Origin of the sequence: Streptomyces atriruber (genome assembly GCF_001418325.1) — a bacterium.
GTDB classification, from domain to species: Bacteria; Actinomycetota; Actinomycetes; order Streptomycetales; family Streptomycetaceae; genus Streptomyces; species Streptomyces atriruber.
In genome coordinates, this window is record NZ_LIPN01000180.1 from 1 (window position 1) to 7,971 (window position 7,971).

Sequence of the window (7,971 nt, forward strand, 5' to 3'; positions counted from 1 at the left end):
CCCGCCGACTCCGCCCCGGCCCGCATCGCCCCCGAGGACGAGCCCCTGGTCGCCGCCCTCAAGGCCGACGGCCGCGTCACCTACCCCGAACTGCAGCGGCTGACGGGCCGCTCGGAGTCCTCGGTCAAGCGCCGCGTCGCCGCACTGCTCGGCTCGGGCGCGCTCTACATCGACACCGAGTACGACACCGCGTGCTTCGGCTTCACCACCGCCGCGATGCTCTGGGTCACGGTCGCCCCGGGCGCGCTCGACGCGGTGGGCCGGGCCATGGGCGAGCATCCGGAGATCGCCCACGTCTCCGCGATCACCGGCTCCGCCAACCTGATGGCGAGCGTCCTGACCCGCGACACCGCGGAGCTCTACGCCTATCTGAGCGGCGGGCTCGGCGCCCTCGACGGGGTGCGGCACGTCGAATCGGCGCCCTACGTGCGCCGATTCAAGGAGCTCACCTACCCGCGGCCGCTGCGATAGCCCTCCGGGGCTGGTGCCGCCCGCTCGGATGCGCGAATAATCGAAGCACAGCGGCTCTGACGCCCTCGGGGGGTGGTCGGGGGGTGGTCGGGTGGTGGTGGCGCGGGACATTGCCGGGGACGGGCACCGCAAGGTGATCCGGGTCGCGGTGGTGGACGAGAACGACATTTTCCGCCGCGGGCTCGTGGCCTGCCTGGAGACCGACGAGCTGTTCCTCGTCGTGTACGACGCACGGGACGGGCCCGTCCCGGAAGCGGTCGACGTCGTGCTGGCGTCGGCCCGTGCCGCCACGGGCCTCGCGGGCCCCGGACCGCCGAAGCTGATCTGCGGCGAGCCCGGCCGTCTCGACGGGCACGCGCCACAGGGACCGGCCGACACGGTGCTCTCGCGCACCGGACTGACCGAGGAACAGGTGCTGGCCGCCGTCCGCGCCGCCGCGTGCGGTCTGCTGGTGGGGCCGGGGCGGACGCAGCCGGCGAAGCGGACCACGGAAGCGGTCGGCGGCGGCCCACTGCCCGAGCGCATGTCCGAACGTATGCGGGACGTGCTCCGCCTGCTCGCCGACGGCTGCGCGACGCGGGAGATCGCCGAGCGGATCGGCTATTCGGAACGCACCGTCAAGAGCGTGGTGCGCCAGACGCAGTGCAGGCTCGGCGCCCGCAACCGTGCCCAGGCGGTGGCGGAGGGCATCCGGCGCGGAATCATCTGAGACGGACCCGGCCGTGTGAACCGACGCCGCCCGTACGGGAACCGGGCTGCCTCTCCGGGCATCCGGCGGCCCCTTCGGGGCAGCGGCCGCCCGCGCCGTACCCGGAGGTCGGCCCTTGTGGCCGCTTCTCCCCGGACGGCGTGGGCTGCTGTGCTTGCCGGATGAAGCGCGCAGACGTCCCGCTGTGGCTGGACGAGTCGAACGTCATCTTCCGGCGGGGCATGGCCGATTGCCTCACCGGGGCAGGGTTCACGGTCGTCGGGGAGAGCGCGCGCCTGCCGCCGGAGCCCGAGCTCGGCGCGGCCGCGCTCCTGCTGACCGCGGCGGACGGCGCCGGTGCGGGACTCGACGGTGTCGCCCGCCTCGTCGCCGCGCGGCCGGTCCCGCTGCTCGGCTTGCTCGAATCGGCCCTCCCCGAACTCGTGCGCCCCGCACTGGAACACGGCTTCACGGGGCTGCTCGTCCGCGCGGAGATGACCCCGGACTCCCTGGTCGCCGCGGTCGACGCCGTGGCGTCGGGCGCGGGGTCACTGCCGCCCGCCGTCCTCACCGGGCTGCTCGCGGGCACCGGCGGCGAGCACACGGCGCTGCGGGCGGCGGCCGCCAAGCTGCTGGCCCGGCGCGAACTCGACGTCCTCAGGCTGCTCGCGGAGGGCAGCAGCACCCGGGAGATCGCCGGTGCGCTCTGCTACTCGGAACGCACCGTCAAGAACATCGTGCACGACACCCTGGCCAAGCTGAACTGCCGCACCCGGGCCCACGCGGTGGCGATCGTGGTGCGCCAAGGCGGCCTCTGAACAACCGCCCCCTGCCCCCTCCGCTTCCCTTCGTATGCCCCTCCGGCTGCCCGTTCGACCGCCCCGTTGACTGCCCGACCGCATCTCGATCCGGGCCCCGGGGCGGCCTAGCGTCGAGGCACGGCAGAACGGTGAACGGCCCTCCAGGGGAGGCGACATGTGCTGCGGGTACTGGTGGTCGGCTTCGGTGACATCGCGAGGCGGGGGATCAGGTCCATCCTGCGCAACCCCGGAATCCTCCTCATGGAGTGCGGGACCGAAGCCGTGACCGCGGTGGTGGCCGGGATCCGCCCCGACGTCGTGGTCCTGGAGGCGGGACCGCGCGGCGGCGGCGCCCGTGCGGCGCGGCTGGCGGCCGAGGCGCCGGGCACGACCGTGGTGCTCTGCTCGGCGCACCACACCGACATGCGGGTGTACCCGGCGTCGGGCGGCTGCTACACGCGGCCGCTGAGCGCGCGGGCCCTCATCGACGGCGTGCGGGGGTGAGCATGCGGATCACCACGTACCGCGTTCCGTCGGGGCCTGCGGGCACCGCACGGACCGTCGGACACATGAGGTCCCTGATCCTCCTGGGCGGCAAGGACATGGTCGTACGCCGCCGGGCGGTGCGCCTGCTCAGGGCGCGGGGCGTGCGGGCCAAGGACTATCTCGGGGAGATCAGGGCGCTGTTCGAGTGGGTGCGGCGGTCCGTCCGCTACACCCGTGACCCGTACCGGGTGGAACTCCTGCACTCCGCACGCCGGATGCTCCAGCTGCGCGCGGGCGACTGCGACGACATGACCATTCTGCTCGGCGCGCTGCTGCAGTCCGTCGGGCACCAGGTCCGCATCGTCCTCGTCGGCCCCGACGAGGCGCGCCCCGGTCTGTTCACCCACGTGTATCCCGAGGCCGAGTACCGGGGCCGCTGGATCGCCCTGGACGCCACGATGCCGCACCCCATGGGCTGGGCGCCCGACAGCCCGGTGAAGAAGGTCGTTCCGCTGCGCGGGCGCAGGCGTGTCCCGACCGGAGCGGAGACCCCGACGAGAAAGGGAAGTGCCATGGACGCAGCGGCGTTGGAGGGCACCCTCGGTCAGCTGCCGGCAGGACCGGCGGCGGAACTGGTCGCGGCCGTGCGCCAGGACGGACTGCCCGCGCGCGATCCGCGCGTACGGGCCGTCTGGGCCCTGCTGCGGGCGCGGGGCCTGCTCGGCAGCGACCCGTGGGTCAGCCAGGTGCTCCGCAGGATCTGGCGGACGGGCCTGCCGCAGGGGAACCGGCCGCGCACGGCGGATCGGCTGGAGGCGGCGCTGCGGTACGTGGGCGCTCCGGCCGCGGTGACGACGGAGTACCCCGGCCCGTGGAGCACGGCGGTCGTCGGCCCCCGCTATCCGCACGGATACCGGTACCCGTACGCGTACCGGCCGTGGCGCCCCGGATACCGACCGCCGTACCGGCCGCCGTACGGACAGCGTCCGTGGCCTCCCGCGTACCGGCCTCCCGTGTACCGGCCGCCCGTCCCTTACGTGCGCGGTCCGAGCCCGGTCCGGTACCGCTGAAATCCGAAGCCGAGATCTGAAAGGAGACCCCGATGGCTCGGGTGACCGGCGTCAAGGAGAAGCTGCACAGCCCTCTCTACGACGCCTTCTTCCTCCGTGACGCGCAGGACCGTTTCGAGGACAGGATGACCGACCCGCGCGTCATCCGCTTCTTCGTCGACGTGCAGGACAAGACGCGCCTGGAGACGAACATGCAGGCGTCCGGCGTGCTGCCCAGTCTGAACACCTTCGAGGCACGGGCGATGCGCGTGGTGGTGAGCGACACCGCGCCGGCCCATGACCATCCGGATCCCTTCATCGCGGATCTGGTGTTCAGCTCCGTGGTGACGCTGCTCGTCGGCGAGAAGGAAGCGATCACGGCGCCGACGTACATGTTCCCCTCCGGCGCCGGGGTGGTGTCGGGCAACGGTTCGTCCCCGCTCAGCCACGGGGTGCCCGACCCGATGGCCACCTTCCGGTTCGCCGAGCCGGTGTTCATCGAACCGCAGCAGAACTTCCGCGTGGAGATGCTCTTCCCGCGCGGGCTGCCCGTCTCCGTCGCGGACGAGACGGGCCCCCGGCACCTCTGGGTGGTCCTCGACGGCTACCTGGAGCGCGACGTCCAGTAGGGAGGCACGACACATGTTGCATGACGGATACGAGGGCTACGACGGCCTGGGCGACGAGGAGTTGATGACCGTCCAAGGTCTCGACGGGTACGAGGGATACGACGGGTACGCGGGGTACGACGGGTACGAGGGATACGGCGCCTACGACGACCTCGGCCAGTACGAGGACCTGTCACAGTACGACGACATCGGCCAACCCGAAGAACTCGGCCACGCCTACCTGCCGCACGCCCCCCGCACCGCCCGGTGCGTGCCCGGCGAGGTGCGCCAGGGCCGTGACGGGCGCCTGTACCAGTGGGTGGAGGGCTACGACGGCCTCGGCTCCCCGGTGGGGTTCTGGTCCGTGCTGCCCGCCATCGCCAAGGCGGCCCTGCCGCTGGCCGCCCGCTATCTGCCCCAGGTGCTGCGCGCCGTCGGCGGCCGTCGGCGGATGGTGCCGCGCGGCGTCCCGGCGCCGGTGCCCTACGGCCTCCCGATGCCTATCCCGTCGGCCGTGCCCGCGCAGCCACCGGCCGACGAGGACGAGGAACTGCGCGGCTACGGCGAGGGCGACGAGCCGCTCGCCGCCGACGAAGAGCCCGGCATGGGCCGGTACGGCGACTGCGGTGACCGCGGCGGAACGGGCGGCGTGGAGGGCTACGTCCACGAACGGAGCACCAGGACGAGGAAGTTCCGCCGCCCGGCGCAGGCCCCGGAGCTCTGGCGCCCCATCTGGTGATCCGGAGGTCATCATGCAGGACGACCAGCAGTACGGTCAGGTGCCGGTGCACCGGCCCGATCCCGGCAACGGGCGCGGGCCGTGGGCCCGGCCCTCGCCCAAAGAGATCCCCTACGATCACGTGGCGGTCCTCAGGCTGCGCGGCCGGGCGGGCAACCGGGTCGAGGACACGATCAACATCAGCGTCGACGGGGCCTTCGTCGCCACGTCGATCGGCTACAGCTTCATCCCGGCACCACCCACGGGCGGCATCATCAATGGGCAGGCCATCACGTTGCCGCCGCCCTTCGACGCCTTGGTGGGGGCCGCGTTCAACGACCCAGCGGACGCCGCCCGTTGCCTCTTCTCGCGCTTCTGCGGCATCGACTTCACGTACAGCATCATCGACAGCGGCACCGGGCGCGAGCTGCAGAACCGGGCGATCCACAACATCGCGGGCCTCGGCAGTTCCGACGGGGTGCGGCCGTTCAGGCCCATGGCGAAGCCGATGCTCTTCCTGCCCCGCTCCACGATCCGCATCGTCGTCGACGAGGTGTCCGAAGGCCCCCTCTTCCAGGACGCGCAGCTGTTCTTCGTGCTGCACGGTTACAAGATGCTCGGATACCTGCCATGACGCCTGCCTCAACGGTCTGCGGCCGGTCCGGAGTGGGCCAGTGCGAGGTCTGCGGGCGCCCCCTGGACGCCCGGGTCTTCGACAGCTCCAGCGTCGTGGCCGCGCCGGGGCCGGGGGAGGAGACCGTGCTCGCGCGGTTCGCGCTGCCCTCGACGCACTGCGGCGTCCTGGAGTACTTCGCCCAGTTCACCGACCGCTTCGCGCGTGACCCGGGGCGGGCGGCGACGCCGGGCTACCGGTGGCAGATCCGCAGCGACGTCCAGCCCCTGGACCCGTACCTCTCCTTCGGCCACATCATCAACCCGTGGGGCCTGTCCGGGGTTCCGCTCGACATCCGGCTCGCCGAGGGCGCCGTCATCGAGTTCACCGTCCGGAACACGGGCGCGTCGCGCGCCGACGAACTGACCGAAGTCGGCGGACGGATCCTGGGGCGGCACTGGTACGACACCCGGTTCGGCGGCGCGCCGGGCCGTCTGTGAGGAGACGAAGAGCATGGTGTATGTGCGAACGCCCGGGTACGGCAGGGGACTTGGGCTCGGTCTGGGGCAGGGCCCGGTGCGGCCGCCGGGGCCCGGCTGCGCGGGCCCGGCCCGGTCCGCCGCCGCGCACGATGCCGCGTCGGCGGAGCTGATCGCGCAGCTCAGGTTGCCGATCACCAGCGAGCAGACGGCCCTGCAGGCGCGCCGTGCGAACGCACTGCGCCGTCTCTTCGGGCGACTTGACGGGCCGACGGCCCGCCGTCTCGCCGGGCGCCTCGACGACATGACCGACGACCTCGCGCGGTTCTTCGACTGCGAACTGTCGACGCCCCTCAGGGCGGAGCTGCGGGCCCTCCTCGTCCGTCCCCCGGAACCCGCCGCGGTGCCGCCGCCCCTGCCGCCGACACGCGTACCGGCCCCGTGGCCGGGACCGGGACTCGGGCCTGGGCCCTGGATACCGGGGGTACCGCCTCCCGTCCCACCTGCCAGCCCCGGCCGCCCGGTGCCACCGAGGCTGCCCGTCTACCCGCCTCCGCGCGACATCCGCGACATCTTCGACTTCCGCCGCACCACGGGCCCGGGGATCTCGGTGACGGACCTGCTCCACCGCGCCCGGCAGGTGCTCGACGGGGCCCTTGCGGTCGGCGCGGCCGGAGCGGCGGTGGCCGCGCTCGGGGCGGCGCTCACCGGCGCGCAGCAACTGGCCGGTCTGATCGGCGGATCCGGGATCGGCACCGCCCTGATCTTCGACACGGCGACGGGGAAGCTGTCCATGGCGCCCTTCCCGCCCGGTACCGACCCGCACTATCTGACGCTGCGGGCGCGGGCGGCCGCGCTGCAGCGCCCGGAGTGGGGACAGCTGGAGCAGCGGCTTCGGGAGGTGGCCCGGTTCGAGGACGTGGTGCGCGAGCGGGCCCGGGACGCCCGCGGGCGCTGGCAGAAGCCCCAGCCCGGCGACAAGCCGCCCGGCGCGCCCTTCGAGGACCTGGTGTGCGACCGCGTCCGGCGCGCGTTCCCGTACTCGGCCCGTTCCGTCCACGTTCGCGCCTTCGTGGCCAAGGGACAGCCGGGCAGCGGCATGGGGAGCCGGGTGATCATCGACTGCATCGGTTCCCGCTGGACGAACCGCGGACTCAGGCTCTTCGAAGCGAAGTCGGGCGGTTCGCTGCGACGCCACCAGATCTTCGAGTATCCGAGGCTGGAACGGAACGGCGGGGTGATCGTCAGCGACCGCTACCCTTACCGCGCGGGGCAGCGCATCCCCGTCGGCACCGCGGTCACGATCGTCACGCCCGCCAACATCGACAGCGTCCTGCCCCCGTGACATGCCCCCCGGCGCCGGCCCCTACGAGATCCTCGCCGACCGCTACGACGCCCTGCTCGGCGACCGCGCCTTCACCCGGCTGCGACGCTCCTTCGAGCGGCTCGTGCGCCGCCACGGCCTGGTGTTCCGCTCCGCGGCCGACGTGGGCTGCGGCACCGGAACCTTCGTCGCCCACCTCCGCTCGCGCGGGGTCCACCCGGTGTGGGGCGTGGACCGCTCGCCGCACATGCTGGCCGAGGCGCTCGCCAAGAACCGCGGGAACGGTGCCCGTTTCCTCCTCCAGGACCTGCGCGTCCTGCGGCTCCCGCACCCGGTCGCCCTGCTCACCTGCCAGTCCGACACGCTGAACTATCTGCTGGTGCCGTCCGAACTGCGCACCGCCCTGCGCGCGTTCGCGCACGCCCTGGAGCCGGGCGGCCACGCGGTCTTCGACATGATCGTCGTGGACGGCCCGCACGGCGGACGCGTCCGGCGCGTCGGCGTGGGGCGTCCCGGTACGCCGTACGAGATCCACGAGCAGCGCGCGTACACCCTCGACGAGGTCGGGGCGGCCCTCGCCGGGAGCGGCCTGCGGCTGCGCGGCGTGCACCGCGTGGCCGAGCCGCGCCCCGAGGGCGGGACGGTCCGCCTGAACTTCGTGGCGCGGCTCCGCTGACGGGACACAGCGGAGCCCTCCACACACACGGCCCCCATCCCCTCAGCGCCCGCCCCGGT

11 protein-coding genes are annotated in these 7,971 nt (G+C 73.2%); all 11 read left to right on the top strand.

Translation table 11 applies throughout. From position 1 onward, the window contains the following. Positions 1-471 (top strand): Lrp/AsnC family transcriptional regulator (locus AOK03_RS20050; RefSeq protein ID WP_167355626.1); only part of this gene is annotated, 471 nt, incomplete at its 5' end. A 97-nt stretch (positions 472-568) separates the two neighbouring features. After that, complete coding sequence (locus AOK03_RS20055; RefSeq protein WP_157869011.1) at positions 569-1,180, top strand: response regulator transcription factor; 612 nt, start codon at positions 569-571, stop codon at positions 1,178-1,180. Positions 1,181-1,341: 161 nt separating this feature from the next. Then, positions 1,342-1,977, top strand: a complete 636-nt coding sequence (locus AOK03_RS20060; RefSeq protein ID WP_055566688.1) for a response regulator transcription factor — start codon at positions 1,342-1,344, stop codon at positions 1,975-1,977. Positions 1,978-2,136: 159 nt separating this feature from the next. Then, positions 2,137-2,463 (top strand): hypothetical protein, encoded by a 327-nt coding sequence (locus tag AOK03_RS20065; RefSeq protein ID WP_055566689.1) that lies wholly within the window; start codon positions 2,137-2,139, stop codon positions 2,461-2,463. A gap of 65 nt (positions 2,464-2,528) precedes the next feature. After that, the gene (locus tag AOK03_RS20070) at positions 2,529-3,515 is read left to right on the top strand and encodes a transglutaminase-like domain-containing protein (RefSeq protein ID WP_167355627.1); all 987 of its coding nucleotides are present in this window, start codon (positions 2,529-2,531) and stop codon (positions 3,513-3,515) included. Between the two features lie 32 nt (positions 3,516-3,547). Continuing rightward, on the top strand, positions 3,548-4,123 hold the full coding sequence (locus AOK03_RS20075; RefSeq protein ID WP_157869012.1) for a hypothetical protein: 576 nt from the start codon (positions 3,548-3,550) through the stop codon (positions 4,121-4,123). Positions 4,124-4,136: 13 nt separating this feature from the next. Further along, positions 4,137-4,841 carry a hypothetical protein gene (locus tag AOK03_RS20080; protein WP_055566692.1) on the top strand — a complete coding sequence of 235 codons (705 nt, stop codon included), beginning with the start codon at positions 4,137-4,139 and terminating at the stop codon, positions 4,839-4,841. A 13-nt stretch (positions 4,842-4,854) separates the two neighbouring features. Then, positions 4,855-5,454: a hypothetical protein gene (locus AOK03_RS20085; protein ID WP_055566693.1), complete on the top strand. Its 600-nt coding sequence runs from the start codon at positions 4,855-4,857 to the stop codon at positions 5,452-5,454. Continuing rightward, complete coding sequence (locus AOK03_RS20090) at positions 5,451-5,933, top strand: hypothetical protein (RefSeq protein WP_157869013.1); 483 nt, start codon at positions 5,451-5,453, stop codon at positions 5,931-5,933. The genes AOK03_RS20085 and AOK03_RS20090 overlap by 4 nt, the downstream gene beginning before the upstream one ends. A 13-nt stretch (positions 5,934-5,946) precedes the next feature. Continuing rightward, complete coding sequence (locus AOK03_RS20095) at positions 5,947-7,257, top strand: hypothetical protein (RefSeq protein WP_157869014.1); 1,311 nt, start codon at positions 5,947-5,949, stop codon at positions 7,255-7,257. Position 7,258: 1 nt separating this feature from the next. Next, complete coding sequence (locus AOK03_RS20100) at positions 7,259-7,912, top strand: class I SAM-dependent DNA methyltransferase (protein WP_055566696.1); 654 nt, start codon at positions 7,259-7,261, stop codon at positions 7,910-7,912. Positions 7,913-7,971: the final 59 nt, after the last annotated feature.